We start from the raw sequence: 25,020 nt of genomic DNA on the forward strand, positions 1-25,020 counted from the left end.
GGCCGGGTAGGGTACGGGCACGCGCAGGGGGGGAGCGGGATGCTGGCGGGGGCGTTGGGTGATCTGATGCTGGGCCTGCTCGCCAGTTGTCTGAGCGGCCTGGCGGTGTGGCTGTGGCAGCGCGGCAAGCACACCCGTGAGCTGAGGCTGCGGATGAGCGTGGTCGGCGCCCGGCCCGGCGACACGTGCCTGATCGTCATGAGTAACAAGTACGGCGCCCCAGGCGCCACGGATCACCACGACGTCCAGGCGATGATCGAGGCGGCCGTCGTCAGCCACAGCCTGGAGTGCGAGGTCGAGGTCGTCCGTGGTGACGACTTCCGCGGGAGCAACGGCAACCGGCCCGAGTTCTGCATCGGGGGCCCGCTCGGGGCGAACGCCCGCAGTGCGGGTCATGCCGCGCACACCCTGCCCGGCGTCACGTTTCACCCCTACGACCACCCCGAGCACCCGCTGGCCATCGAGGCGGGCGGGGTGCTCCATCGATGGAGCAGCGACAACGAGGCGTATGCGCTTCTCGCCAAGTTCACCGCTCCCGGCGGTGAGCGCCCCGTCATCCTGGTCTGCGGGCAGACCGCACTCTCCAACCACGCCGCCCTCTACTTCCTGCGCCGGTCGTACGGCCGGATAGTGGACACGGTCGCCTCCACCGACCGCTTCTGCCTGCTGCTGAAGGTGCCCTCGGTCCGCACCTACGGCCATCAGGGCGTCGTCCTGGACCGCGACCTCACGGACGTCGCCTTCCAGCACGGGGCGTGAGCCCGCAGCCCGCCGCCACCGCTCTGCTCATCGCAGCGGGCAGGGGCGGTGCGGCTGTGGGCGGGCCGCGGGAGGATGAGGAAGCCTGCCGGTGCACGGCGTGCCCCAGAGGCGTACCGAGAGGTTGCCGACCGTGGCCGTTATCGTCAGCTCGCCGCCGATGGCGTGCAGGTACGCCGCCATCGTCGAAGTGTCGAGGCGAGCCGCGCCCCGCTCGATCTGACTGACCCGGCCCTGGGTGACCCCCATCGCCTTGGCCACCTGGGTCTGGGTAAGGCCCTGTGCCTTCCTGAGTGAGGCCAACTCGTGCCCTCGCTCCGCGTCGATCATCTCCGCCTTGATGGCGTCGATCCGCTCACGCTTCTCGCGGGTGATGTCGGCCGTCAGATCGTCCATGGAGCCCGGATTCATCTGCCCTGCCCTCCTGTCTTCGAAGAAGCGCGGCTCGTGGAGTTCTGCCACAACGGGAGATTAGTTCACCTAATAATCCGGCCTCAGTTGCGCTGGGAAAAAATGCATGCAAGCACGCTTGCTTGTTTCCTGACCCCCTGCCATGCTCCCCCCAACCACGCCGCACACCGCCGTGTCCGTGTCCCGAGGGGAGCGACCTCGTGTCCGATCCGACGCCTGTGATCGACGATCTGCGTGAGGAGAGTGAGGAGCTCGACCGGCTGGTGGCCGGGCTGGAGCCGGAGCGGTGGGCGTTGCCCACGCCTGCCGCCGGATGGACCGTCGCCCACCAGATCGGGCACCTCGCCTGGACGGACCACTGCGCCCTGACCGCCGTCACCGACGCCGACGGCTTCCAGGCGATCGTCGAGCAGGCACTCGCCTCCCCCCACACGTACGTCGACGACGGCGCCGAGGAGTACGCCCGCGCCGAGCCCGCCGCGCTGCTCGCCCGCTGGCGGGAGGGGCGCGCGGCGCTGGGGAAGGCGCTGCGGGAGGCGCCGGCGGGGGCGCGGTTCCCCTGGTTCGGGCCGCCGATGTCCGCCGCCTCCGTGGCCACCGCCCGCCTGATGGAGACCTGGGCGCACGCCCAGGACGTCGCCGACACGCTCGGCGTGACCCGCGCGCCCACCGCCCGCCTCCGGCACATCGCCTGGCTCGGCGTCCGCACCCGCGACTTCGCCTACGGCGTGCACGGCCTCACCCCGCCCGCCGACCCCTTCCGCGTCGAGCTGACCGCGCCGGACGGCGGTGACGTCTGGGCGTACGGGCCCGAGGACGCCCCGCAGCGCGTCACCGGCCCCGCCCTCGACTTCTGCCTCCTGGTCACCCAGCGCGCCCACCGCGCCGACCTCGCACTCACCGCCGACGGCCCCGACGCCGACCGCTGGCTGGACGTCGCGCAGGCCTTCGCCGGGCCTCCCGGCGGCGGGCGCGAGCCGAAGAAGGACGCTGAGGGGGACGGCGCGCGGTGACCTCACAGCCCTTGCGCGTCGGCAACTTCTCCGGCTTCTACGGCGACCGCTCCGACGCCCTGCGCGAGATGCTGACCGGCGGCGACCTCGACGTCCTCACCGGCGACTACCTCGCCGAACTGACCATGCTGATCCTGGCCCGCGACCGGCTGAAGGACCCCTCCGCCGGATACGCCCGCACCTTCCTGCGCCAGGTGGAGGACACCCTGGGCCTCGCCCACGAGAAGGGCGTCCGGATCGTCACCAACGCCGGCGGGCTCAATCCGGCCGGACTCGCCCAAGCCGTACGGGAGGTGGCGGGCCGCCTCGGCATCCCCCTGCGCGTCGCCCACGTCGAGGGCGACGACCTCACCGCCCGCCACCCCGGCAGCCTCGCCGCGCACGCGTACCTCGGCGGCTTCGGCATCGCGGAGTGCCTGCGGGCCGGGGCCGACGTGGTCGTCACCGGGCGGGTCACCGACGCCGCCCTCGTCACCGGGCCCGCCGCCGCGCACTTCGGCTGGAAGCCCGACGACCACGACCGGCTGGCCGGCGCCGTCGTCGCCGGGCACGTGCTGGAGTGCGGGACGCAGGCGACCGGCGGCAACTACGCCTTCTTCACCGAACGCGACCCCAGCGAGCTGCGGCGCCCCGGCTTCCCCCTCGCCGAGATCCACCCCGACGGCTCCGGCGTGGTCACCAAGCACCCCGGCACCGGCGGGTTCGTCGACGTCGGCACGGTCACCGCGCAGCTGCTGTACGAGACGGGTGGTGCCCGGTACGCCGGGCCGGACGTCACCGCGCGCCTGGACACCGTCACGCTCACCCAGGACGGCCCCGACCGGGTGCGGATCGAGGGGGTGCGGGGGGAGGCCCCGCCGCCCACGCTCAAGGTGGGCCGCAACCGGCTCGGGGGGTTCCGCAACGAGGTCGTCTTCGTGCTCACCGGACTCGACATCGAGGCCAAGGCCGCGCTGGTCCGCGAGCAGATGGGCGACGCCCTCGCCGTGTCCCCGCCCGCGGACGTGCGGTGGGACCTCGCCCGTACCGACAAGCCCGACGCCGACACCGAGGAGACCGCCAGCGCGCTGCTGCGGCTCGTCGTACGGGACCCGGACCAGCAGAAGGTCGGGCGGGTGCTCAGCGGGGCCGCGATCGAGCTGGCGTTGGCCGGCTACCCCGGGTTCCATGTGGTGGCGCCACCGGGGAAGGGCTCGCCCTATGGGGTCTTCGAGGATGTGTACGTGCCCCATGGGGACGTCGACCATGTGGCCGTCCTCCACGACGGGCGTCGGATCACCGTGGACCCGCCCCAGGACACCGCCGCACTCGACGACGTACCGGAGCCGCAGCTTCCCCAGCCGCTGCCGCCGGGGCGGACCACCCGCGCGCCCCTCGGTCGGGTCGTCGGGGCCCGCAGCGGCGACAAGGGCGGGAACGCCAACGTCGGCGTGTGGGCGCGGACGGACGACGCCTGGCGGTGGCTCGCGCACGAGCTGACCGTCGAGCGGTTCCGGGAGCTCATCCCCGAGGCCCGCGACCTGCCCGTCACCCGGCACCCGCTGCCGAACCTGCGCGCCCTGAACTTCGTCGTCGAGGAGATCCTCGGCGAGGGCGTCGCCGCGCAGGCCCGTTTCGATCCGCAGGCCAAGGCGCTGGGGGAGTGGCTGCGCTCCCGGTACGCCGACATCCCGGAGGTGCTCCTGTGACGGTCCTCGCGTCCGCCCTGAACCCGTCCGACCCGGACCACCGCGAGAACCGGGAGGCGATGCTCGCCAAGCTGGCGGAGCTCGACGCCGAGCACGCCAAGGCCCTCGCGGGCGGCGGCGAGAAGTACGTCGAGCGGCACCGGAAACGCGGGAAGCTGCTGGCCCGTGAGCGGATCGAGCTGCTGCTCGACCCGGACACCCCGTTCCTGGAGCTGTCCCCGCTGGCCGGCTGGGGCAGCGACTGGACCGTCGGCGCGTCCATGGTCACCGGCATCGGGGTCGTCGAGGGCGTCGAGTGCATGATCACGGCCAACGACCCGACCGTGCGCGGCGGCGCCAGCAACCCCTGGTCGCTGAGGAAGGCCCTGCGCGCCAACGACATTGCGCTCGCCAACCGGCTCCCCGTCATCAGCCTCGTCGAGTCCGGCGGCGCCGACCTGCCCTCGCAGAAGGAGATCTTCATCCCGGGCGGTGCGATCTTCCGCGACCTGACCCGGCTGTCGGCGGCGGGCATCCCCACGATCGCCGTCGTCTTCGGCAACTCCACGGCGGGCGGCGCGTACATCCCCGGCATGTCCGACCACGCGATCATGGTCAAGGACCGGGCGAAGGTGTTCCTCGGCGGCCCGCCGCTGGTGAAGATGGCGACCGGCGAGGAGAGCGACGACGAGTCCCTGGGCGGCGCCGACATGCACGCCCGCGTCTCCGGCCTCGCCGACCACTTCGCCGTGGACGAACCGGACGCGCTGCGCCAGGCCCGCCGGGTCGTCGCCCGCCTCAACCACCGCAAGGCGTACCCCGATCCGGGCCCCGCCGAGCCGCCCAAGTACGACCCGGAGGAGCTGCTGGGCATCGTCCCCGGCGACCTGAAGATCCCCTTCGACCCGCGCGAGGTGATCGCGAGGATCGTCGACGCCTCCGACTTCGACGAGTTCAAGCCGCTGTACGGCACCAGCCTGGTCACCGGCTGGGCCGCCCTGCACGGCTACCCGGTCGGCATCCTCGCCAACGCGCAGGGCGTGCTCTTCAGCGAGGAGTCGCAGAAGGCCGCCCAGTTCATCCAGCTGGCCAACCAGCGGGACATCCCGCTGCTGTTCCTGCACAACACCACCGGCTACATGGTCGGCAAGGAGTACGAGCAGGGCGGCATCATCAAGCACGGCGCCATGATGATCAACGCGGTCTCCAACTCCCGCGTCCCGCACCTGTCCGTCCTCATGGGCGCCTCGTACGGCGCCGGCCACTACGGCATGTGCGGCCGCGCCTACGACCCCCGCTTCCTGTTCGCCTGGCCCAGCGCCAAGTCCGCCGTCATGGGCCCGCAGCAGCTCGCCGGCGTGCTGTCCATCGTCGCCCGCCAGTCCGCCGCCGCGAAGGGACGGCCGTACGACGACGAGGCGGACGCGGCGCTGCGCGCCATGGTGGAGCAGCAGATCGAGTCCGAGTCCCTGCCGATGTTCCTGTCCGGGCGGCTGTACGACGACGGCGTCATCGACCCGCGCGACACCCGCACCGTCCTCGGCCTGTGCCTGTCCGCCGTCCACACCGCGCCCTACGAGGGCGCGCGCGGCGGCTTCGGCGTCTTCCGGATGTGAGGCAACCCGTGATTACTTCCGTCCTCGTGGCGAACCGCGGTGAGATCGCCTGCCGCATCGCCCGCACCTGCCGTGACCTCGGCATCGCGACCGTCGCCGTGCACTCCGACGCCGACGCGGGCGCCCTCCACGCACGCGTCGCCGACACCGCCGTACGGCTCCCCGGCTCGGCGCCCGCCGACACGTACCTGCGCGGCGACCTGATCGTGAAGGCCGCCCTCGCGGCCGGCGCGGACGCCGTGCACCCCGGCTACGGCTTCCTCTCCGAGAACGCCGACTTCGCGCGCGCCGTCCGGGACGCGGGGCTGGTGTGGATCGGGCCGCCGCCGGAGGCGATCGAGGCGATGGCGTCCAAGACGCGCGCCAAGCAGCTCATGGGCGTCGCCCCGCTCACCGACGTCACCGAGGCCGACCTGCCGGTGCTGGTGAAGGCCGCGGCGGGCGGCGGCGGACGCGGCATGCGCGTCGCGCGCGCCCTCGCCGACCTGGACGCCGAACTCGCCGCCGCCCGCGCGGAGGCGGCGAGCGCCTTCGGCGACGGGGAGGTGTTCGTCGAGCCGTACCTGGAGAACGGCCGCCACGTCGAGGTGCAGGTCCTCGCCGACACCCACGGCACGGTGTGGGCGCTCGGCACCCGCGACTGCTCACTCCAGCGCCGCCACCAGAAGGTGATCGAGGAGGCCCCGGCGCCCGGCCTCTCCGACGCGCTCACCGAGGAACTGCACACGCTCGCCGTACGCGCCGCCCGCGCGGTCGGCTACGTCGGCGCCGGCACCGTGGAGTTCCTGGTCGCGGGCGAACGGGCGCACTTCCTGGAGATGAACACCCGGCTCCAGGTCGAACACCCCGTCACCGAGGAGGTGTTCGGCGTCGATCTCGTCGCCCAGCAGATCCGGGTCGCCGAGGGCCACGCGCTGGACCCCGAGCCGCCGGCCCCGCGCGGCCACGCCGTCGAGGCCCGCCTCTACGCCGAGGACCCCGCCCACGAGTGGGCCCCGCAGACCGGCCGCCTCCACCGCCTCGCCGTCTCCGGCGCCGTCCGCCTCGACAACGGCTACACCGACGGCGACGACGTCGGCGTCCACTACGACCCGATGCTCGCCAAGGTCGTCGCCCACGCCCCGACCCGCGCGGAGGCGGTCCGCAAACTCGCGGCCGCCCTGGAACGCGCCGTGATCCACGGCCCCGTCACCAACCGCGACCTCCTCGTCCGCTCCCTGCGCCACGAGGAGTTCGCCCAGGCCCGCATGGACACCGGCTTCTACGACCGCCACCTGCCCGCCCTCACCGCGCCCGCCCCCGACCCGTACGCCCCGCTCGCCGCCGCCCTCGCCGACGCCCACGGCCGCTCCCGCTTCGGCGGCTGGCGCAACGTGCCCTCGCAGCCGCAGGTCAAGCGGTACGCGGTGAACGGCCAGGAGCACGAGGTGCGTTACCGCCACACCCGCACCGGCCTGACGGCCGACGGCGTGACGGTCGTCCACGCCGACGCGTCCCTGGTGATCCTCGAAACCGACGGCGTACGCCGCCGCTACGAGGTCGCCCGCTACGGCGACCGCGTCCACGTCGGCTCCACGGCCCTCACCGCCCTCCCCCGCTTCCCCGCCCCCGAGGCCGACCACGCCCCGGGCTCCCTCCTCGCCCCGATGCCGGGCACGGTGGTCCGCATCGCGGAGGGCGTCGCCGAGGGCGCGTCGGTGGAGGCGGGCCGGCCCCTGCTCTGGCTGGAGGCGATGAAGATGCAGCACAAGATCACGGCCCCCACCACAGGAACCCTGACCACCCTCCACGCGAGGGAGGGCCAACAGGTGGAAGTCGGCACCCTGCTGGCGGTGGTGGAAGAAGCCCCCTGAGGGCCGCAGGCCCTCCAGGGGCGCGGGGAACTGCGCGCCCAGCCACACACAACCCGCACCGCCCCCCCCCCCGACGACTCAAGCCTCTCCTCCCAAGGAGCCCACATGCCGGTGATCGATTCAGAAGAGCACAAGGCCCTCCGCACAGCGGTATCCGCCCTCGGCCACAAATACGGCCGCGCCTACTTCACCCGCACCGTCGAAGAGGGCAGGCCCGCCACAGAACTCTGGGCGGAGGCCGCCAAACTCGGCTACCTCGGCGTCAACCTCCCGGAGGAGCACGGCGGCGGGGGCGGCGGCATCTCCGAACTCTCCATCGTCCTGGAGGAACTCGGCGCCGCCGGCTGCCCGCTCCTCCTCATGGTGGTCTCCCCCGCCATCTGCGGCACAGTGATAGCCCGCTTCGGTACCGAGGACCAGAAGCGCACCTGGCTGCCCGCCCTCGCCGACGGCACCCGCACCATGGCCTTCGGCATCACCGAGCCCGACGCCGGCTCCAACTCCCACCGCATCACCACGACCGCGCGCCGCGACCCCGCCACCGGCGACTGGCTCCTCACCGGCCGCAAGGTGTTCGTCTCCGGCGTGGACATCGCCGACGCCACCCTGATCGTCGGCCGCACCGAGGACGCCCGCACCGGGCGCCTGAAGCCCTGCCTGTTCATCGTCCCGCGCGACACCCCGGGCTTCGAACGCCGCAAGATCGACATGGAACTGAACGCGGCGGAGAAGCAGTTCGAGCTGGTCCTCGACGACGTGCGGCTGCCCGCCGACGCGCTCGTCGGCGACGAGGACGCCGGTCTGCTGCAGCTGTTCGCCGGGCTGAACCCCGAGCGCATCATGACGGCCGCGTTCGCGATCGGCATGGGCCGCTTCGCGCTGGCCCGCGCCGTCGAGTACGCCCGCGACCGCACCGTCTGGAAGGCGCCCATCGGCTCCCACCAGGCGATCGCCCACCCCCTCGCGCAGGCGCACATCGACCTCGAACTGGCCCGGCTGATGATGCAGAAGGCCGCCCACCTCTACGACGCCGGCGACGACATCGGCGCCGGGGAGGCCGCCAACATGGCCAAGTACGCGGCGGCGGAGGCCTGTGTGAAGGCCGTCGACCAGGCCGTGCACACCCTCGGCGGCAACGGCCTCACCCGTGAGTTCGGACTCGCCTCGCTGATAACGGCCGCGCGCGTGTCTCGTATCGCGCCGGTCAGCCGGGAGATGATTCTCAACTACGTCTCCCACCAGACCCTGGGCCTGCCCAAGTCGTACTAGGCGACCGGCGGGCCTCCCGGCCGTCTTGGAGGAACCATGTTCCGCAGCGCGTACGCAGACGTCACGCCGGTCGACCTCCCCATCCACGAGGCGGTGCTCGCCCGCGCCGCCGAGTTCGGGAGCATCCCGGCCCTGATCGACGGCACCGACGGCACCACCCTCACCTACGAGCAGCTCGACCGATTCCACCGGCGGGTCGCCGCCGGGCTCGCCGAGGCGGGCGTGCGCAAGGGGGACGTGCTCGCCCTGCACAGCCCCAACACGATCGCCTTCCCCACCGCCTTCTACGCGGCGACCCGCGCGGGCGCCTCCGTCACCACCGTGCACCCGCTCGCCACGCCCGAGGAGTTCGCCAAGCAGCTGAAGGACTGCGCGGCCCGCTGGATCGTCACCGTGTCACCCCTGCTGGACAGCGCGCGCCGGGCCGCCGAACTCGCGGGCGGCGTCGAGGAGATATTCGTCTGCGACAGCGCGCCTGGACACCGTTCGCTGATCGACATGCTGGCCTGCACGGGCCCCGAGCCGGTCGTCGACATCGACCCGGCCGAGGACGTCGCCGCGCTGCCGTACTCGTCCGGGACGACCGGCGTCCCCAAGGGCGTGATGCTCACCCACCGGCAGATCGCCACCAACCTCGCCCAGCTCCAGCCGTCGATCACGGCAGGGCCCGGCGACCGCGTCCTCGCCGTGCTGCCGTTCTTCCACATCTACGGCCTCACCGCGCTGATGAACGCCCCGCTGCGGCACGGCGCGACCGTCGTCGTGCTGCCGCGCTTCGACCTGGAGCAGTTCCTCGCCGCCATCCAGAACCACCGCATCACCGCCCTGTACGTCGCCCCGCCGATCGTGCTGGCCCTCGCCAAGCACCCACTGGTCGCCGAGTACGACCTGTCCTCCCTTGAGCACGTCATCAGCGCCGCCGCGCCCCTGGACGCGACGCTCGCCGCGGCCTGCGCGCAACGGCTCGGCCTGCCTCCGGTCGGCCAGGCCTACGGCATGACGGAGCTGTCGCCCGGCACGCACGTCGTCCCGCTGGACCTCATGGACCAGGCGCCGCCCGGCACCGTCGGCAAGCTCATCGCCGGCACCGAGATGCGGATCGTCTCCCTCGACGACCCCGGCAAGGACCTCGGGCCGGGTGAGTCGGGGGAGATCCTCATCCGCGGCCCGCAGGTGATGAAGGGCTACCTCGGACGCCCCGACGCCACCGCCGCGATGATCGACGAGGACGGGTGGCTGCACACCGGTGACGTGGGTCATGTGGACGACGACGGCTGGCTGTTCGTCGTCGACCGGGTGAAGGAGCTCATCAAGTACAAGGGCTTCCAGGTCGCGCCCGCCGAGCTGGAGGCGCTGCTGCTCACCCACCCCGGCGTCGCCGACGCCGCCGTCATCGGCGTCTACAACGAGGACGGCAACGAGGTGCCGCACGCCTTCGTCGTCCGCCACCCCTCCGCCCCGGAACTCACCGAGGGCGAGGTCATGATGTACGTCGCCGAGCGCGTCTCCCCGTACAAGCGGGTCCGGCACGTCACCTTCGTCGACGGCGTGCCCCGCGCCGCCTCCGGAAAGATCCTGCGCCGCGAACTCCGGGCGGCGCACAAGGAGCCCTCGTGACCCTGATCGGCCGCAGTCGCACCCGGGGCGTCGAGACGCTGTCCCTCGACGCCCCGGAGCGCCGCAACGCCCTGTCCGCCGCCCTCGTCGGCGGCCTCGCCGCCGCGCTCACCGACGCCGGGAAGGACCCCGGCGTCCGCGCGGTGGTCCTCACCCACACCGGTAACACGTTCAGCGCGGGCGCCGACCTGAAGGACCCGCCCGATCCCGCCGCGCTGGTCGCTCTGCTCCGGCAGATCGTCGAGCTGCCCAAACCGGTCGTCGCCCGCGTCACCGGGCACGTCCGCGCGGGCGGGCTCGGGCTGCTCGCCGCCTGCGACATCGGCGTCGCGTCCCGCACGGCGACGTTCGCCTTCACCGAGGTACGGATCGGCGTCGCCCCGGCGGTGATCTCCCTGCCGCTGCTCCCGCGCACCGACCCGCGCGCCCTCACCCGCTACTACCTCACCGGGGAACGCTTCGACGCGGACGAGGCCGCCCGCATCGGCCTGGTCACGGCCGCCGGCGACGACGCCGACGACACGCTCGAGCCGATTCTCGACGGTGTGCGCCGGTCCGCCCCCGAGGCCCTCGCCGAGACGAAACGGCTGCTCACGGCTAAGGTTCTGGAGACCTTCGACCGGGACGCGGACACCCTGACCGCGCTCTCGGCACGCCTCTTCGCCTCCGCGTCCGCGCGCGAGGGCATGACGGCGTTCCTCGAACGACGGGATCCGGAATGGGCGGTGTGAGCGGGGCATGGGTGAGGTGAGCACGGCCGACCGTGCCGGACGCGTCCCCAAGCAGGACCGCAGCCGGGCCACCCGGCAGCGGCTGCTGGAGGCCGCCGTGGCCTGCCTCGCCGAACACGGCTGGACCGGCTCCACGGTCTCCGTCGTCGCCGAACGCGCCGGTGTCTCCCGGGGCGCCGCCCAGCACCACTTCCCCACGCGGGAGGACCTGTTCACGGCCGCCGTCGAGTACGTCGCCGAGGAACGCTCCACCGCCCTGCGCGCCCTCTTCCCCGAAGGGGCCGCGGCCTCCGACCGCCGCGCGGTGGTCGCCGCACTCGTCGGCCTCTACACCGGGCCCCTCTTCCGCGCCGCCCTGCACCTGTGGGTGGCCGCCTCCAACGAGGAGCAGCTGCGGCCGCGGGTGACCGAGCTGGAGCTGCGGGTCGGGCGCGACTCGCACCGCATCGCGGTGGAACTCCTCGGCGCGGACGAGTCCCGCCCCGGCGTCCGCGAGACCGTCCAGGGGTTCCTCGACATGGCCCGCGGCCTGGGCCTCGCCAACCTCCTCTCCGACGACACCGCCCGCCGCGAACGGGTCGTCGCCCAGTGGGCGGACCTCCTGGACGACGCGCTGCGCTGAGACCACTGTCGGTGGCCGGCCCTACGGTGTCCGCCATGGGTGACTACTTCCAGACGGTCGTCGACCTCGACGCCGGGCCCGACGAGGCGGCGGAGTACGCGGAGCGCGGGCTCGCGTGGCTGGTGTCCGAGGGCGTGGTCCTGGCCGAACGCACCGTCTGCGTCCTCGGCGCACCACTGGGGCATCCGCCGGGCCCGGACTGGCTCCGCGCGTGTTCCCCGGAGGACGCCGGGTGGAAGCCGTCCGACGGGCTGGCCGTGGAGGTGGGCCGCACGGTCTTCGGCGGCGGCCAGGGCGAGCCGGAGGCGGTGACCTGCCCACGCTGCGAGGTCACGACCCGGCTGATGACCGACACGTGGGAGTCGGACGACGAGGCGTGGGAGCCGTTCGGAGAAGCCCTGCGCGCCTGGGACGAGGACGGGGAGGCCGACGTCGTCTGCCCCGCCTGCGCCGCGTCCGTGCCCCTCCCCGAGTACCGCTGGGCCGACGACTACTTCGCCTTCGGCCACCTGGGCTTCCGGTTCTGGAACTGGCCGGAGCTCACGGACGCGTTCCTGACCCGCTTCACCCGCGTCCTGGAGGGCCACAGGACGGTACGGGTGTGGGGCAAGCTGTAGGACCGCACCGGGGCGCGCGGCCCCACGCCCGGTACGCGGGGCCGCGCCCCGCAAGGGCTCCGTTCACGGCGCCAGCCGCTCCACCCGCCAGCCCCCGCCGGGCACGGCCACGTACCGCAGGCGGTCGTGGAGGCGGTTCTCGCGGCCCTGCCAGAACTCCACCGTCTCCGGGACGACCCGGAAGCCGCCCCAGTGCGGGGGCACCGGGACCCGTTCCTGTTCCGGGTAGCGCGCCGCCAGGCCGGCGTACGCCGAGTCGAGTTCCTCGCGGGACGCGATCACCGTCGACTGGCCGCTGGCCCACGCGCCCAGCTGGGACCCGTGCGGCCGGGTACGGAAGTACGCGGCCGTCTCGTCGCGCCCGGTGCGGCGGGCCGTGCCGGTGACGATCACCTGCCGGGCGACCGGGTGCCACGGGAACAGCAGCGAGACGTGCGGGTTCTCGGCCAGGTCGCGGCCCTTGCGGGACTCGTAGTTCGTGTAGAACACGAACCCGCTCGCGTCGAAGTGCTTCAGCAGCACCGTGCGTGAGCTGGGCCGGCCCGCCGCGTCCGCGGTCGACACGATCATGGCGTTCGGCTCGAACAGTCCGCCCTCCCGCGCGGCCTGCGCGAACCAGCGCGCGAACTGCTCGACGGGGGTGGCGGCGAGGTCGGTCTCGGAGAGCCCCTCGGTCCGGTACTGCTTGCGCATCGAGGCGAGATCGAGGGGGACGGCGTCTCGGTCGGTCACATCGTCATCCTGCCGTATCCACCCAGGCCGCGAGGGTGTGGTGGCCCACGTCACAGACAGTCGGTGCCCAACCTCACGGGTGGCACTCAGTGCCGCGAACCCTCCCCAAAACTGGCACTCAGGGATATCGTGCTGGCACTGATCCGGTTGGGTGACCGCCAGCCGGGCATCACAGGGGTGACGTCCGGACCGCGAGTCCCACCGAGCCGACCGCGGATCCCCGGGACCCACACCGATCGCGCCACGACACATGGTCGTCCCACCCCACAACACCATCTGTCACCCATCTATCGAGGGAGCCGCCTGATGTCCGACTTCGTACCCGGGCTCGAAGGAGTCGTCGCGTTCGAGACGGAGATCGCCGAACCGGACAAGGAGGGCGGCGCCCTCCGCTACCGGGGCGTCGACATCGAGGACCTGGTCGGTCACGTCTCCTTCGGCAACGTCTGGGGGCTGCTCGTCGACGGCGCGTTCGCGCCAGGACTGCCGCCCGCCGAGCCGTTCCCCATCCCCGTGCACTCCGGCGACATCCGCGTCGACGTGCAGTCCGCGCTCGCCATGCTCGCCCCCGTGTGGGGCCTGAAACCGCTCCTCGACATCGATGCCGAGCAGGCCCGCGAGGACCTCGCCCGCGCCGCCGTCATGGCCCTGTCGTACGTCGCCCAGTCGGCGCGCGGCCAGGGACTGCCGATGGTGCCGCAGAGCGAGATCGACAAGGCCGAGTCGGTCGTCGAGCGCTTCATGATCCGCTGGCGCGGCGAGCCCGACCCCAAGCACGTCGCCGCCGTCGACGCCTACTGGACGTCGGCCGCCGAGCACGGCATGAACGCCTCCACGTTCACCGCCCGCGTCATCGCCTCCACCGGCGCGGACGTCGCCGCGGCGCTGTCCGGGGCCGTCGGCGCCATGTCCGGTCCGCTGCACGGCGGCGCGCCCTCCCGCGTGCTGCACATGATCGAGGAGATCGAGCGCACCGGGGACGCCGAGGCGTACGTCCGGCAGACCCTCGACAAGGGTGAGCGCCTGATGGGATTCGGCCACCGCGTCTACCGCGCGGAGGACCCCCGCGCCCGCGTGCTGCGCCGCACCGCCCGTGAGCTGGGCGCCCCGCGCTTCGAGGTCGCCGAGGCGCTGGAGAAGGCCGCGCTGGCCGAGCTGCACGCCCGCCGTCCGGACCGGGTGCTGGCCACCAACGTGGAGTTCTGGGCCGCGATCGTGCTGGACTTCGCGGAGGTGCCGGCGCACATGTTCACGTCGATGTTCACCTGCGCCCGCACCGCCGGCTGGTCGGCGCACATCCTGGAGCAGAAGCGCACGGGCCGGCTGGTCCGCCCGTCGGCCCGCTACGTGGGTCCGGGCTCGCGTGATCCGCGCGAGGTCGAGGGTTACGGGTCCATCGCGCACTGAGCGCGGCCGGGAGGCCGCCGAGAACGCAGACGACCCGCGAGTCTGGTTCCCCCTCGGGGGAGCCGGCCGGACGATACCGGCGACTCGCGGGTCGGGTGACTGCGTTGGATTGGGCCGGTTGCGTGTATCACTCGCACGCCGGTCCGGCGCCGAACCGAGTACGGCGGCGGGCCACTAGCCCGCAGCCACCTCTTCCGTCCGGTTGTCATACATCTGCCGAACCACCTCCTTTCCGAAGTACCGCCACCTTAAGAACCGCTCGCCGCAGGATCAACCGCTTTTCCGTGCCGGCCTCCGTGCGGCCGCGGCGCGCGTCAGCCGTGCACCCCCGCCCCCGGCCGCCGCGTGAGTGGATCAGGTCTTTTGCCTCGTGAAAGCCTGGGTACCTGGGAGCGGGCAACAATTCCCACAATCTTGTCGAGAACTCGATGTGCGCTGGGTCACGTTCAAGTTGAATGATTGTTGGTGAGCGAATCGTCGTGCCGTACGTGCGGACACAGCCTGCAGGGGGTTCAGGTGAGTGCATCCCGGCGTAGTGGGGCCACCGACGAGCTCGGGCCCGAGGGGTCCGAGCCCGAGCGGGAGGGGCCGGCCGGCTCCGACCTGCTCGCGGCGTTGCTCGACGGCATGGACGCCGCCCTGTGCGCCTTCGACGCGGACGGCGTGGTGACCCACTGGAACCGTGAGGCCGAGCGCGTCCTCGGCTGGACCGCCGAGGAGGCGGTCGGCCGCGCCGGGTTCGCCGGGTGGGCCGTGCGCAGCGCCGACGCCGAGGAGGTCGAGGCGCGGCTGATGTCGGCCATGGACGCGCCCGGCCGGCAGGTGAACGAGTTCGCGCTGCTGACCAAGGACGGCCGCCGGGTCCTGGTGCGCACCCAGTCCGCCGCCGTGCGCGGTCCCGACGGCGAGCCCGCCGGGGTCTACTGCGCGTTCAGCGAGGTCCACGCGCAGATCGACCTGGAGCGCTCCATCGCGCTGAGCGAGGCGCTGCTGGAGGACGCCGGCTGGGGCGTCGTCCTCGTCGACGCCGACCTGCGGCCCGCCGTCGTCAACGCGTACGCGGCGCGGGCGCTCGGCGCCGGCCGCACGTCGGTACTCGGGCGGCCGCTGGGAGAGCTGCTGTCGCAGGGTGTGGAGGAGCTGGAGAGCGCGCTCACCCATGTGCTCGCCGAGGGCGCGCCCCCCGCACCCGCCGAACTGTGGGTGACCGTGCGGACGCCCGAGGGCGAGCGCCGGCGTTGCTGGCGGAACGGGTTCGTGCGGCTCTCGTCGCCGCTCGCGGAGGAGCCGGTGCCGCTCGGGGTGGGCTGGCTGTTCCAGGACGTGACCGAGGCGCGGCAGGGGGAGCAGGAGGCGTCGTTGCTGCGGTTCCGCACCCAGCAGCTGCACCGGGCCGCCCGCGCGGCGGCGGAGTGCGAGAGCCCCGCCGAGGCGGCTGCCGTCCACCTGGACTTCGCGCTCGCCGGGTTCGCCGACCACGCCGTGATCGACCGTGTCGCCGAGGGCGGCGCGGACAGCGACCGGGTCCGCCTGGTGCGGATCGCCGAGACCCCCTCCGGTGCCCCCGGCCCCTGCCGCCTCGACGGCCGCGCGGGCCTTCCGGTGCTGTACGCCGACGGGCACCCGGCCCTGCAGTGCGTGGAGCGCGCCGGGACGGTGCGGGCGGGCGCGGGCTCGCTCAGGGGGGACGCGGCACGCGAGTGGGCGGTGGCCCGCCAGTGGCCCCAGGACACGGTCCACGCCCTGTGCACGGTTCTGCGCAGCCGCGGTCGCACGCTCGGTGCCGTGACGTTTCTGCGTACGTCCAACCGCACGGCCTTCGAACGCGCGGACGCGGTGTACGCGGAGGATGTGGCGGCGCACATCGCGTCCGCGCTGGATCTGGCAGCGCTGCTTCCCGGGGAGGGGTGAGGGCCGGTCGCGCCGGACGCCGCGGATGTCGGCTGCGGGTGCGTGGTGGCCGTTCGCGCAGTTCCCCGCGCCCCTTCGGGGCGGTCACCCTTGGGGGCGCGGGGAACTGCGCGACAAGCCCTCGCCGGGCCGCGGACGAAGGCACGCCGTCGGCCCGCCGCGAGCAGCGCCTGCCCGGGGCGACCCCTAAGCCGTACCGGGCTCAGTGCTGGTAGAAGATCCGGTCGCCGTACTCCGTCATCACCCGGGTGTTCCAGGCGCGGCCGCCGTCGACGTTGCCCGAGCGGAGCAGGGGCGGCTCGACGCCCCGGTCGGCGAGGGTGGCCGCCGCGGTGGCCATGACCGCCTGGAGCAGCGCCGAGGTGACGACCGTGGACGCGGGTGCGAACGGCGCCGACACCCCCTCCCACGTCAGCTCCGCGTCGCCGACCGCGATCCCCGAGTCCAGCACCACGTCGCAGTGGTCCTTGAGGAACGTCCCGGAGGGATTCCGCGGCGACGTCTCGGCCGCGTACGCCACCGACGTCACGCCGATCACCTTCACGCCCTTGGCGCGCGCCCTCGTCGCCATCTCCACGGGCATCACGTTGCGCCCGGACAGGGAGATGATCACCAGGAGGTCGCCTCCCCGCAGCGGGGAGGAGTCCAGCACCGTGCCCGCGAGGCCCTCCACCCGCTCCAGCGCGGACCCGAGGGTCGCCGGCCGGACGTCGACGCCGACGACCCCCGGCACCGCGAGCAGGTTCATCAGGGCGAGCCCGCCCGCGCGGTAGACGAGGTCCTGCGCGGCGAGCGAGGAGTGGCCCGCGCCGAAGGCGAAGAGGCGTCCGCCGTCGGCGACCGTGTCCGCGATCATCGTGCCCGCCGCCGCTATGGGCCCGGCCTCCTCGTCGCGCAGCCGCCGCAGCAGCCCGATCGCGGCGTCGAGGAACTGGCCGGCGGGCGTGCGGTCGCTCATGCGGCTCCCTTCGGGGCGGACATGTCGCGGATCACCGTGCGGTCTGGACCACTGCCGTGTCAATACGGTGTCCGGACACCCCGTCCGCCGCCGTGCCGGAGCCGCGCGTTTCCGGGGCACGGCCCGGTTGTCCGTCGTATGCGTAAGAATTGAGTCTCGGGCCAGCGCACACGCCGGGCAGCCGTCCAGCCTTCCGGCAGAGCCAATCCGCAGATCTCATCGAGGGGCACGTATGTCCGGACTGATCGACACCACGGAGATGTATCTCCGCACCATCCTCGAGCTGGAGGAGGAAGGTGTGGTCCCCATGCGCGCCCGGATCGCCGAGCGGCTCGACCAGAGCGGGCCGACGGTCAGCCAGACGGTGGCCCGGATGGAGCGCGACGGCCTGGTGTCCGTCGCCCCCGACCGCCATCTGGAGCTCACGGAGGAGGGCCGTCGGCTGGCCACCCGCGTGATGCGCAAGCACCGGCTCGCCGAGTGTCTCCTGGTCGACGTGATCGGCCTGGAGTGGGAGCAGGTGCACGCCGAGGCGTGCCGCTGGGAGCACGTGATGAGCGAGGCCGTCGAGCGCCGTGTCCTGGAGCTGCTGCGGCACCCGACCGAGTCGCCGTACGGCAACCCGATCCCCGGGCTCGAGGAGCTGGGCGAGACGGACGGCACGGTGCCGTTCCTCGACGAGGGCATGGTGTCGCTGGCCGACCTGGACCCGGGCGCCGAGGGCAAGACGGTCGTGGTGCGCCGGATCGGCGAGCCGATCCAGACGGACGCGCAGCTGATGTACTCGCTGCGCCGGGCGGGCGTGCAGCCCGGCTCGGTGGTGAGCGTGACGGAGTCCGCGGGCGGCGTGCTGGTGGGCAGCAGCGGCGAGGCGGCGGAGCTGGAGTCCGAGGTCGCCTCGCACGTGTTCGTCGCGAAGCCCTGAGACCCGCGCCGTGCAGGGGGGCGTTCACGCCCTCCGGGCGCGAACGCGCCGAATCCGCCTCCGCCGCGTCCGCGTTGCGCCGAATCGCAGCGTTCGCCCGGCGGGCGTGCGAGGCTGTCGCGTGAGGCATATGACCTGAGGGGTTCTTGGCCCGGTGGCGCGGAGGCCGCCGGGGCCGGGGAGGGGCGGGACGATGTGCCGTGACCACGTGAGGAGCCCCGGCGCCGCACGGCGCCGGGGCCTGTCCTCCCCTGTGCTGACCCGGAGCCCCGAGCTCTCAGGGTCATTCCCCTCGGACCGGTTTCCCCGAGCGGTCCGCCTCCCGCTGAAGATCTCCCCCGGCCCGCGCCGGTCAATCCCCGCGCGGGGTCACTCGAACGAGGGGTGTTGCCGGAGAGGCGGGCATTTTCGAATACCCATTCGATAGCGTGCGGCAGTGGCAACAGGCAGGGTCCGGGGGCCGGCGGGGGCCGGCGCACCGGCGACGGACAGGGTCAGTGGGCAGGCAGCGAGCGTGGGGGGTGCCAGACCGTGGCGCGACGCATCGATGTGACGGGGGCGGACGGCGTACGCCTGGCCGCCTGGGAGTTCGGCGACCCGGCCAAGGCCGGAGCCGCCCCTGAGGAGGGAAGCACCCCGGACGCGCCGGGCGTGCTCTTACTGCACGGCCTGATGGGCCGCGCCTCGCACTGGGCGTCCACCGCCCGCCGCCTCTCCGCGCGGCACCGCGCGGTCGCCCTCGACCAGCGCGGCCACGGCCGCAGCGAGAAGCCCCCGGAGGGCGCCTTCACCCGCGACGCCTACGTCGACGACGCGGAGGCCGCCCTGGAACAGCTCGGCCTCGGCCCCGCCGTCCTCATCGGCCACGCGATGGGCGCCCTCACCGCCTGGCAGCTGGCCGCGAAACGCCCCGACCTGGTGCGCGGCCTGGTCATCTGCGACATGCGGGCCTCCGCCCTCGGGGGCGCCTCGCAGCGCGAGTGGGCGGAGTGGTTCGCGTCCTGGCCGGTCCCCTTCGCCACCCTCGCCGACGTACGGAAGTGGTTCGGCGAGGACGACCCCTGGGTGGAGCGCCCCAACCCGGCCCGTGGCGAGTTCTACGCCGAGGTCATGGCCGAGTCCCCCGACGGCTGGCGCCCCGTCTTCGACCCCGACCAGATGCTCCGCTCCCGCGAGACCTGGGTCTACGACGCCCACTGGGAAGAACTCGCCCAGGTCCGCTGCCCCGCCCTGGTCGTCCGCGGCCTCGACGGCGAACTGGGCCGCGCCGAGGCCCAGGAAATGGTCCGCGTCCTCCCCCGAGGCCAGTACGCCGAGGTCTCCGACGCCGGCCACCTCGTCCACTACGACCAGCCCGAAGCCTGGCTCACGGCGATCGAACCGTTCCTGGACTCGCTCGCCGGGGAGTAGCCGGGCCACGTCCGGCGGCGGTGTCGGAGGCAGCGGCTACGGTACGCCGTTGTGGACGCCGCCGATCTCGACCGACAGACCCTGACGCAGCACGACTGCGTCCCTCCGCACCTGGTGACCAGGCTCCTGGAACGCGGTCACGCCGGGGTGGTGGAGCACTGGGCCGGCCAGGGGGAGTGGTTCTGCGCGCGGGAGTGGGCACGGTTGCTCGGCACCGAGGGGCGCCAGGGGGAGGCGCTGGACGTGCTCGCCCCGTACCTGGCCACGGGCTGGTGGACGGCGACCGAGACCGCGGCCGGGCTGCTGGAGACGTGGGGGAGGACCGACGAGGCGATCACGCTGTCGGCAGCCGGTACGGAGCGCGGCCACCCCCTGGCGCTGGGATTTCACGCGCGCCTCCTTGCCCGGCACGGCCGCGCGGAGGAGGCCTTCACGCTGCTGAAGCCGCACATCGACGACTGGTCCTGCGCCGCCGCCCTGGTCGACGTGGCGGGTGACGCCGGCCGGGACGACGAGGCGGCCGGCCTGCTGGCCTCCCGTGTCGTCGACGACCACGCCTGCGACTCCCCCTGGTGCTGCGACCGCCTCGACCTTACCCTGGCGATCGGCCTGCTGGCCCGGGTCCGCGAACGCCAGGGCCGCGTCGACGAGGCCGTGGCCCTGCTCCGGACACGAGCCGTCACCTCGCTCAACGGCCGCGACCAGCTGGCCGATCTGCTGGCCCGGCACGACCGGCTCGACGAGCTGCGCGCCTACGCGGCGGGCGACGACCTGGGAGACGCCGTACGGAGTCTCGCGGAGCTGCTGGAGGCGCGCGGCGACGTGGAGTGCGCGATCGCGGCGTACCAGGAGGCGGACGCGAGCGCCCCGCACTCGACGGTCCGTCTCGCGGAGCTGCTGGCGCGGCACGGACGCGGGGACGAGGCGCTGGAGGTGATGGGCCGCCTGGCCGAGTCGTACAACGGGGACGACTGGATCCTTCACGTCCTGTCCGAGCTCCACCTCCGCCAGGGCCGTCCCGAGGACGGCCTGGCCCGCCTCGACACCCTCGCCGCCGCGCGCGAGCAGCCGGAGGAGTGGGATCTCCTGTGGATACGCCTGTCACTGGCCGCGGCCGCCGGGAGGACCGACGAGGCGATCGCATGGGCCCGCGCCCACCCTGAGGGCGATACGTCGTACGCGGCACCGGCCGTCGCCGAGCTGCTCGCCGGCGCGGGACGCCTCGAAGAGGCCGTCGCGGAGCTGCGCCGGCACCCCGGGCAGAACGTCCACGAACTGGCCGGATACCTCGTCGACCTCGGCCGTGTGGACGAGGCCGTGGCGGTCCTGCACCAGGACCGCCACAGTCCGATTGGACCCGCCTGGGACAGCGCCGCCTGGCGCGCGCAAGCGGCGGACTGATCAGCGGGCGGGCCCCGGAATTACGCCTTCTTCAGATGCCGCCTCAAGAACCCCGCCGCCGCCTCCCCCGCGGACGCCGGGACGCCTGTGTGGCCGCCCAGGTGGGCGTGGAGGGACTTGTCCCGGGAGGCGAAGGTGTCGAAGAGGGCCAGGGAGGAGTCCCGGTCGTTGCCCTCGTCGTCCCACTGGAGGAGGACGTGCAGCGGGACCGTGACCCGGCGGGCCTCCTCGAAGATCACGCGCGGGACGAAGCTCCCCGCGAAGAGGACCGCGGCCGCCACGCGCGGGTCGGTCGCCGTCAGCCGGACGCCGAGGGAGATCAGGCCGCCCGAGACGCCGACCGGGCCGGTGAGCTCAGGGAGCTGGAGGAGGGTGTCGAGCGCCGCCCGCCATTCGGGGGCCGCCGCGTCGACCAGGGGGAGGACGAGGGCGTCCACGAGGTCGTCGCCGACCGGTTCACCCGCCCGCATCGCGCGGTGGAGGTTTTCGCGCGCCTGGTCGAGGGCCGGCCAGGCCGGGCGGTCGCCGCTGCCCGGCAGTTCGATCGTGGCCGAGGCGAAGCCGTCCGCCGCCGCGTGCCGGGCGCGGGACACCAGGCGGGGGTACATCGCGTCCAGGCCGAGCGGCGGGTGGCCCAGCAGGATCAGCGGGACCGGCGTGGAAGCGGACGCGTCCGCTGGCGTCCACAGGAGACCCGGGATGCCGTCGAGGGTGAAGCGGCGTTCGAGGACGCCGTCGTCGAGGAGGAGTTCCGAGGTGACGTACATGGTCGTGCCTTCCGGGAGTGCGCTGCTACGGCGCTCCCGGGCGACCTGCCTGTCACCCGACCGTGACCCCGGAGGGGAGCACCCATGTCGTTGCTGCTGCGGTCACGGGTACCACCTCCTCGGTCCAGGCACGGTCCGGGCGACCGTAGCAGCGTCCGCCCGCCGCCCGCCATGAGGTTTCCGCCGGGGGACGCCCCCTCACCCCTTGCTCACCGCCGACACGATCTCCGGCAGCCGCGCCGCCGTCCGCGGGGCGGCCAGGCGGAGGCCGCCGAAGGTGAGGAGGGCGCCGTAGGCCGTGCCGGCGAGCAGGAGGAGAAGGCGCAGGTCCTGGCCCGCGTCGCTGATGTTCAGCCAGATGGTCAGGGCGATCACCGGGAGGCAGAGGAGGGCCGCCGCCATCATGCCGCCGAAGATGGAGATCCACGCCAGGCCCACCTGCCCGGGGGCCACGTTCTTGTAGCCCTCCTGCGGCACGGAGTACGGGAACCGCGCCGACGTCCACGCGCCGGTGGCTAGCATCGCGCCGAGCAGCGCGAAGGACAGACCCAGCGCCTCCGGCAGCCGCGCCCAGTCGTCCAGCATCGCCGTCGTCAGCACCGTGACGAGCGTGGCGTACGGGAGGGTGATCAGCAGCAGCGCCAGGGCGCGGGCGCGCAGTTCGGCGTAGGCGTCGCGGGCGGAGGAGATCGTCATCGCGACCATCCAGAACGCGGACGTGTCCTGACCGAACTGGTTGTACATCTGGATGCCGAGCATCCCGGCCGCGAAGCAGGCGAAGTACACCGAGCCGGTGCCCTGCCAGGCGTTGAACACCGGCACGATCAGGCCGATCGCCAGCGACGTCACCCACGCGGCCTTCGTCTTCGGGTCGCGCCAGATGTAGCGCAGGCTGCGCTCCATCACCGTGCCGGTCCTGCCCGCGGGGAGCAGGCGCGCGAGGCCCGTGGAGGGGCGGTCGCGGACCGCGGAGTCGCCCGTCTGCAGGGTGGAGCCGTCCGGCGCGGTCATCAGCCGGGTCAGGGTGCGCGACCACAGCGCGAGCAGCAGCACGAGCGCCCCCGCGCTCACCGCCAGCTGCGCCACGGCGACCCCGTACGCCCCCTCCCCGGCGGTGTGCACCGCGCCGATCGCCGATGCGCCCGGCAGCCAGCGCAGCACGCCCGCGACCGGGTCCAGCTGTTCCAGGCCGCCCGAACCCAGGCGCTGCGCCCCGAAGTTCACGACCTGCGCGCCGACCGCGACGACCAGACCGCTGAGCACCGCCAGGTCCCGTCCCTTGCGGCTGGTCAGCAGCCGTACGTTCGCCGCGGCCACCGCCCGCGCCAGCGCCACGCACACCAGCAGCGCCAGCGGCACGGCGACGACGCCCACCGCCCACGCCGCCGCGCCACGGGCGACGGTGATCACCGAACCGGCCAGCAGGCACACCGAGAACAGCGGTCCGATGCCCACCAGGGACGCGACCAGCAGGGCCCGCACCAGCGGCCGCGGACGCAGCGGCAGCATCACCAGGCGGGTCGGGTCGAGCGTCTCGTCGCCGCCGGGGAAGAACAGCGGCATCACCGCCCAGCCCAGCGCCAGCACCGCCACCAGCAGCACCACGAGCGACTCCGCGCCGCCGACGCCGCGCAACGCCACAAGACCGAGCACCTGGAGCGCGGCGAACAGCAGCGCGACGACGGCGGAGGCGATCCAGGCGGCGCGGCGCCCGCCGGACTGGCGCAGGCCGTTGCGCAGCAGGGACAGCTTCAGGCGGACGACGACCGGGGTGAGGGCGGGCGCGCTCACCGGGCGCCACCGCCCAGCCAGTCGAGGTCGGACCCGGCGTCGCGGCTGTCCGCGCCGACGAGTTCGAGGAACGCCCGCTGCAGGGACGGCGCGTCGCCGCGCACCTCGGCGAGCGGCCCGTGGGCGCGGATGCGGCCGGCGGCCATCACCGCCACCCAGTCGCACAGCGACTCCACCAGCTCCATGACGTGGGAGGAGAACACCACCGTCGCGCCGGAGGCGGTGTAGCGCTCCAGAACGCCCCGGATGGTCTGCGCGGACACCGGGTCGACGCCCTCGAACGGCTCGTCCAGGAACAGCACTTCGGGGTTGTGCAGCAGCGCCGCCGCGAGGCCGATCTTCTTGCGCATGCCGGTGGAGTAGTCGACGACCAGCTTGTGCTGGGCGCCCGCCAGGTCGAGCACGTCGAGCAGCTGGGTGGCCCGCTTGTCGACCTCCTCGCCGGGCAGCCCGCGCAACCGGCCGGTGTAAGCCAGCAGTTCCCGCCCGGACAGCCGCTCGAACAGGCGAAGTCCCTCCGGCAGCACGCCGATCCGGGCCTTCACCTGCGCCGGGTCGCGCCACACGTCGTGCCCGGCGATCTCGACGGTGCCCTGGTCCGGGCGGAGCAGCCCCGTCACCATGGACAGGGTGGTGGTCTTCCCGGCGCCGTTCGGCCCGACCAGACCGATGAACCGCCCCGCGGGCAGCTCCAGGTCGATCCCGCCGACGGCGACCTGCTCCCCGAACCGCTTCCACAGCCCCTGCACGCGCACGGCAACAGTGCCCACCACGTCTCCCTCCGTCGTCCCCGAGCCTACGGGGACGGCGTCGGGATCCGCGGGCCCGGGGAGTCTCCCGTCACCGGTCCCGGCCGCAGGCGTACGCCAGTGACGGCAGCAGCTCCTCCGCGTCCGGCAGCCAGCGGTTCTCCTGGGTGGGCCGGCGGGCCCACTGCACGGCCCCGTGACGCCCGACCCGGGTCGGCGGCGCGGCGACGAACGCCCCCTCGCCCAGCACGGCCAGGTCGAGCGACGTCGTCGTCCAGCCCAGGGTGCGCAGCAGGTGCGGAAGCTTCGCCGCCGCCCCGGGCAGGACGAAGAACTCCGTGCGCCGGTACGGCGTCAGGGTCACCGGGCCCGGCGTGAGCCCCATCCGCTCCATCCGGGCCAGCGCCAGCAGACCGGCCGTCTCCGGCACGGAGATCGCGTCGAACGCCCGCCCCGTGGGCAGCAGGACCGAGGCGCCGGGCTGCTTCTGCCACATCCGCCGCGCCGCACCGGCGCTCCCGGTCGCCAGGTCCGCCCAGCCGGGCTCGGCCGGGTGCGCGCCGGGCGCGGGGCAGGCCGCGTCACCGCACGAGCAGACGTGCACCCCGTCGACGACCTCGGTCCAGGTGCCCGGCATCACGTCCCAGTGGCGCTCCTCGGCATAGCGCACGGCGGTGTCCAGCAGCGATTCCCCGCGCTGCTTCGGGATCTGTACGGCGTCGGCGCCCGCGATCGTCTCTTCCACGATGAACACAACTTCACCCGTCACCAGGGGTTACGCCCCGCCGTATGCG

The 25,020-nt window shown here is 73.4% G+C and carries 22 protein-coding genes; 15 read left to right on the forward strand and 7 right to left on the reverse strand.

Features of this window, described 5'->3' with window-relative positions; all coding sequences use genetic code 11:
* The first annotated feature begins 39 nt into the window (after nucleotides 1-39).
* Entirely contained in the window at nucleotides 40-759 is a 720-nt protein-coding gene (locus ACQZOG_RS02480) for a hypothetical protein (protein WP_033276515.1), read from the forward strand.
* Between the two features lie 27 nt (nucleotides 760-786).
* Here ACQZOG_RS02480 and ACQZOG_RS02485 read toward each other — a convergent pair whose 3' ends face one another.
* Nucleotides 787-1,221 (reverse strand): helix-turn-helix domain-containing protein, encoded by a 435-nt coding sequence (locus tag ACQZOG_RS02485; RefSeq protein ID WP_430741232.1) that lies wholly within the window; start codon nucleotides 1,219-1,221, stop codon nucleotides 787-789.
* A gap of 149 nt (nucleotides 1,222-1,370) precedes the next feature.
* Here ACQZOG_RS02485 and ACQZOG_RS02490 point away from each other — a divergent pair, with 149 nt between their 5' ends.
* The 9 genes from ACQZOG_RS02490 (at nucleotide 1,371) to ACQZOG_RS02530 (ending at nucleotide 12,175) form a co-directional block, all read left to right on the forward strand.
* A complete protein-coding gene (locus ACQZOG_RS02490) occupies nucleotides 1,371-2,183 on the forward strand; it encodes a TIGR03084 family metal-binding protein (protein ID WP_033276517.1) in 813 nt (270 codons plus the stop codon).
* Complete coding sequence (locus ACQZOG_RS02495; protein WP_430741233.1) at nucleotides 2,180-3,871, forward strand: acyclic terpene utilization AtuA family protein; 1,692 nt, start codon at nucleotides 2,180-2,182, stop codon at nucleotides 3,869-3,871. Before ACQZOG_RS02490 ends, ACQZOG_RS02495 begins: the two co-directional genes overlap by 4 nt.
* Complete coding sequence (locus ACQZOG_RS02500; RefSeq protein ID WP_430741234.1) at nucleotides 3,868-5,466, forward strand: acyl-CoA carboxylase subunit beta; 1,599 nt, start codon at nucleotides 3,868-3,870, stop codon at nucleotides 5,464-5,466. The genes ACQZOG_RS02495 and ACQZOG_RS02500 overlap by 4 nt, the downstream gene beginning before the upstream one ends.
* A gap of 8 nt (nucleotides 5,467-5,474) precedes the next feature.
* Nucleotides 5,475-7,319, forward strand: coding sequence for a biotin carboxylase N-terminal domain-containing protein (locus ACQZOG_RS02505; RefSeq protein ID WP_430741235.1), 1,845 nt, complete (start codon nucleotides 5,475-5,477; stop codon nucleotides 7,317-7,319).
* Between the two features lie 105 nt (nucleotides 7,320-7,424).
* Entirely contained in the window at nucleotides 7,425-8,588 is a 1,164-nt protein-coding gene (locus ACQZOG_RS02510) for an acyl-CoA dehydrogenase family protein (RefSeq protein WP_430741236.1), read from the forward strand.
* A 36-nt stretch (nucleotides 8,589-8,624) separates the two neighbouring features.
* The gene (locus ACQZOG_RS02515; protein WP_193454971.1) at nucleotides 8,625-10,205 is read left to right on the forward strand and encodes a 4-coumarate--CoA ligase family protein; all 1,581 of its coding nucleotides are present in this window, start codon (nucleotides 8,625-8,627) and stop codon (nucleotides 10,203-10,205) included.
* Nucleotides 10,202-10,936: an enoyl-CoA hydratase family protein gene (locus ACQZOG_RS02520; RefSeq protein ID WP_193454972.1), complete on the forward strand. Its 735-nt coding sequence runs from the start codon at nucleotides 10,202-10,204 to the stop codon at nucleotides 10,934-10,936. Before ACQZOG_RS02515 ends, ACQZOG_RS02520 begins: the two co-directional genes overlap by 4 nt.
* Nucleotides 10,937-10,943: 7 nt before the next feature.
* A complete protein-coding gene (locus tag ACQZOG_RS02525) occupies nucleotides 10,944-11,558 on the forward strand; it encodes a TetR/AcrR family transcriptional regulator (protein WP_033276524.1) in 615 nt (204 codons plus the stop codon).
* 35 nt (nucleotides 11,559-11,593) lie between these two features.
* Nucleotides 11,594-12,175: a hypothetical protein gene (locus ACQZOG_RS02530; protein WP_033276525.1), complete on the forward strand. Its 582-nt coding sequence runs from the start codon at nucleotides 11,594-11,596 to the stop codon at nucleotides 12,173-12,175.
* 63 nt (nucleotides 12,176-12,238) lie between these two features.
* On the opposite strand, the gene pdxH is transcribed toward ACQZOG_RS02530, so the two are convergent.
* On the reverse strand, nucleotides 12,239-12,907 hold the full coding sequence (pdxH, locus tag ACQZOG_RS02535) for a pyridoxamine 5'-phosphate oxidase (RefSeq protein WP_058916601.1): 669 nt from the start codon (nucleotides 12,905-12,907) through the stop codon (nucleotides 12,239-12,241).
* Between the two features lie 306 nt (nucleotides 12,908-13,213).
* Here pdxH and ACQZOG_RS02540 point away from each other — a divergent pair, with 306 nt between their 5' ends.
* Both ACQZOG_RS02540 and ACQZOG_RS02545 read left to right on the forward strand, forming a co-directional pair.
* On the forward strand, nucleotides 13,214-14,314 hold the full coding sequence (locus tag ACQZOG_RS02540; RefSeq protein WP_037640184.1) for a citrate synthase 2: 1,101 nt from the start codon (nucleotides 13,214-13,216) through the stop codon (nucleotides 14,312-14,314).
* A gap of 516 nt (nucleotides 14,315-14,830) precedes the next feature.
* Nucleotides 14,831-16,225 carry a PAS domain-containing protein gene (locus ACQZOG_RS02545; protein ID WP_033276528.1) on the forward strand — a complete coding sequence of 465 codons (1,395 nt, stop codon included), beginning with the start codon at nucleotides 14,831-14,833 and terminating at the stop codon, nucleotides 16,223-16,225.
* Nucleotides 16,226-16,427: 202 nt separating this feature from the next.
* On the opposite strand, the gene ACQZOG_RS02550 is transcribed toward ACQZOG_RS02545, so the two are convergent.
* Nucleotides 16,428-17,183, reverse strand: a complete 756-nt coding sequence (locus tag ACQZOG_RS02550; RefSeq protein WP_033276529.1) for an SIS domain-containing protein — start codon at nucleotides 17,181-17,183, stop codon at nucleotides 16,428-16,430.
* Between the two features lie 232 nt (nucleotides 17,184-17,415).
* Between ACQZOG_RS02550 and ACQZOG_RS02555 the strand changes: the two genes are divergently transcribed.
* The 3 genes from ACQZOG_RS02555 to ACQZOG_RS02565 all read left to right on the forward strand — a co-directional run bounded on the left by ACQZOG_RS02555 (nucleotide 17,416) and on the right by ACQZOG_RS02565 (nucleotide 20,919).
* On the forward strand, nucleotides 17,416-18,108 hold the full coding sequence (locus tag ACQZOG_RS02555) for a metal-dependent transcriptional regulator (RefSeq protein ID WP_006134258.1): 693 nt from the start codon (nucleotides 17,416-17,418) through the stop codon (nucleotides 18,106-18,108).
* A gap of 531 nt (nucleotides 18,109-18,639) precedes the next feature.
* On the forward strand, nucleotides 18,640-19,518 hold the full coding sequence (locus tag ACQZOG_RS02560; RefSeq protein WP_193454977.1) for an alpha/beta fold hydrolase: 879 nt from the start codon (nucleotides 18,640-18,642) through the stop codon (nucleotides 19,516-19,518).
* A 51-nt stretch (nucleotides 19,519-19,569) separates the two neighbouring features.
* Nucleotides 19,570-20,919: a tetratricopeptide repeat protein gene (locus tag ACQZOG_RS02565; RefSeq protein ID WP_351036012.1), complete on the forward strand. Its 1,350-nt coding sequence runs from the start codon at nucleotides 19,570-19,572 to the stop codon at nucleotides 20,917-20,919.
* Between the two features lie 20 nt (nucleotides 20,920-20,939).
* Here ACQZOG_RS02565 and ACQZOG_RS02570 read toward each other — a convergent pair whose 3' ends face one another.
* The 4 genes from ACQZOG_RS02570 to ACQZOG_RS02585 form a co-directional block, all read right to left on the reverse strand.
* A complete protein-coding gene (locus ACQZOG_RS02570) occupies nucleotides 20,940-21,686 on the reverse strand; it encodes a dienelactone hydrolase family protein (RefSeq protein WP_193467652.1) in 747 nt (248 codons plus the stop codon).
* 198 nt (nucleotides 21,687-21,884) lie between these two features.
* A complete protein-coding gene (locus tag ACQZOG_RS02575) occupies nucleotides 21,885-23,477 on the reverse strand; it encodes a hypothetical protein (protein ID WP_033276533.1) in 1,593 nt (530 codons plus the stop codon).
* Complete coding sequence (locus ACQZOG_RS02580; RefSeq protein ID WP_107115369.1) at nucleotides 23,474-24,250, reverse strand: ABC transporter ATP-binding protein; 777 nt, start codon at nucleotides 24,248-24,250, stop codon at nucleotides 23,474-23,476. Before ACQZOG_RS02580 ends, ACQZOG_RS02575 begins: the two co-directional genes overlap by 4 nt.
* Nucleotides 24,251-24,317: 67 nt before the next feature.
* Entirely contained in the window at nucleotides 24,318-24,980 is a 663-nt protein-coding gene (locus ACQZOG_RS02585) for a bifunctional DNA primase/polymerase (protein WP_193454979.1), read from the reverse strand.
* Nucleotides 24,981-25,020 lie beyond the last annotated feature (40 nt).

Source organism: Streptomyces sp. P13-3-3 (assembly GCF_050571355.1).
Lineage (GTDB): Bacteria > Actinomycetota > Actinomycetes > Streptomycetales > Streptomycetaceae > Streptomyces > Streptomyces althioticus.

What these genes read in the sequence shown, in the direction of transcription:
- ACQZOG_RS02540 (WP_037640184.1), top strand. Translation starts at nt 13,214, where the DNA reads ATGTCCGACTTCGTACCCGGGCTCGAAGGAGTCGTCGCGTTCGAGACG.
- ACQZOG_RS02550 (WP_033276529.1), bottom strand. Translation starts at nt 17,183, where the DNA reads ATGAGCGACCGCACGCCCGCCGGCCAGTTCCTCGACGCCGCGATCGGG.
- ACQZOG_RS02555 (WP_006134258.1), top strand. Translation starts at nt 17,416, where the DNA reads ATGTCCGGACTGATCGACACCACGGAGATGTATCTCCGCACCATCCTC.
- ACQZOG_RS02510 (WP_430741236.1), top strand. Translation starts at nt 7,425, where the DNA reads ATGCCGGTGATCGATTCAGAAGAGCACAAGGCCCTCCGCACAGCGGTA.
- ACQZOG_RS02480 (WP_033276515.1), top strand. Translation starts at nt 40, where the DNA reads ATGCTGGCGGGGGCGTTGGGTGATCTGATGCTGGGCCTGCTCGCCAGT.
- ACQZOG_RS02525 (WP_033276524.1), top strand. Translation starts at nt 10,944, where the DNA reads ATGGGTGAGGTGAGCACGGCCGACCGTGCCGGACGCGTCCCCAAGCAG.
- ACQZOG_RS02530 (WP_033276525.1), top strand. Translation starts at nt 11,594, where the DNA reads ATGGGTGACTACTTCCAGACGGTCGTCGACCTCGACGCCGGGCCCGAC.
- ACQZOG_RS02515 (WP_193454971.1), top strand. Translation starts at nt 8,625, where the DNA reads ATGTTCCGCAGCGCGTACGCAGACGTCACGCCGGTCGACCTCCCCATC.
- ACQZOG_RS02570 (WP_193467652.1), bottom strand. Translation starts at nt 21,686, where the DNA reads ATGTACGTCACCTCGGAACTCCTCCTCGACGACGGCGTCCTCGAACGC.